This is a genomic window from Xanthomonas cucurbitae, assembly GCF_002939885.1.
GTDB classification, from domain to species: domain Bacteria; phylum Pseudomonadota; class Gammaproteobacteria; order Xanthomonadales; family Xanthomonadaceae; genus Xanthomonas; species Xanthomonas cucurbitae.
Genome location: NZ_MDED01000102.1, coordinates 1 through 1,370, shown reverse-complemented (window position 1 = coordinate 1,370; position 1,370 = coordinate 1). Strand labels below are relative to the sequence as shown.

2 protein-coding genes are annotated in these 1,370 nt (G+C 61.7%); both read right to left on the bottom strand.

The features are described 5' to 3' along the window. The coding region (locus tag XcuCFBP2542_RS18885; protein ID WP_104605765.1) for a TrbL/VirB6 family protein at positions 1-728 on the bottom strand (728 nt) is incomplete at its 3' end. A 95-nt stretch (positions 729-823) separates the two neighbouring features. Beyond that, positions 824-1,370 (bottom strand): hypothetical protein (locus XcuCFBP2542_RS18880; protein ID WP_104605763.1); only part of this gene is annotated, 547 nt, incomplete at its 5' end.

Sequence of the window (1,370 nt, the reverse complement as noted above, 5' to 3'; positions counted from 1 at the left end):
GCCCACTTCGCCAGGAATGCCACGCCCACCGCACCTACCACCTTGGTCGCCAAGCTTACCGTGAAAGTCAGTACCGACAGCGAGAACATCGTTCCCAGTCCGTATAACAGCCACTTGCTGAACAGCGACTTCGTGGCCTGGAACAACAGGCACAGGATAAACAGCGGGCCAAACCCCACCACCAGGGCCATCGCCAGCTTGTTCAACAACAGCATCGAGCCGGCCACCACGCCCGGGCCTGCCATGCCGATGCCCGTGAACCAGCGCGCTCGGTCCTTGGCATCCTTGCTCTCCTCGTCGCCGCCGGTCTTGATCTGGTCCAGACCCGTCAGCGCCGCCTGCATCAGCATCAGGTTCTTGTCGATCGCCTCGTAGGGGCTGTCCGAGTCACCGGTCACCGTCTTGGTGATCGCCGAGCTGATCCCGTCGGTCAGCGTCCAGTACAGCTGCGGCGAGCCCTTGGCCATGCTGGTGGCCAAGCCAATGATGAGCGCCGCCCGCAGCGCCGTCACCACCAGGCCCATCGCCGCCTCGCGCGATTGACCGGTCACGATGCGATAGCCCTGGATGAAAATCCACAGCGTCAGCACCGTCAGCGCCACCATCCCCACCCACGCCGTCGTCCGCTGCAACAACTCCCATTGGAAAATCGCGATCTCGTCGCGCAGGTAGTTGTTGATAAGACGAAAAAATTCGTAGTTGGCGATATTCGTAAAGAAGTCATTCATAGGTCACCACATCATGAAACCGCTGCGCCGTGGACAGCGCACGCTGCCCGAAGTTGAATCCATTGCAATTGCGCGTCCACCACCGCCACCGCACATCAATCGCTGTCAATCGCCAACTCCCGATATCCATCCGGACGCTTGCTCTCGATCTGATTGAACGCTTCCTTCATCGCCGCCCCGGCCACCAGCGTCTTGCCAAGGCTCAACAGCGTCCCGGTCAGCTGCGACAGAAACGACGGATCGGCATCCGGGTCCGGCGGCTTGGTGCCACTCATCGCCGCCAACGCCGCGCCGGTCTGCGTATCGGTCAGGTACGCCAGCCGCCGGTCGTAGGCAAACATCGCCGACTCCATCTGCTGACGGTCGATGTCCATCATCGCCTTCAGCGCCAGCAGCTTGTTGGTGTTGCTCTCCAACATGCCTACCTGGCCATCCTTGATCCCGGCACGGTCCTTTTCCAGTTTGCGCAGACGCTTCAAGCGCTCGGCGGTGATCTCGTTCATCGCCACCATGTAGTTGTACTGCGCATTGCGCGTGCGCTGCGTCAGCTCGCACACCTGCTTCTGCACGCCAGACACCGGCGTGCCCGAGGTGGAGGAGGCGCACCCGCTCACCCCGAAGTCGTCGGGCACCTTCTTCAAC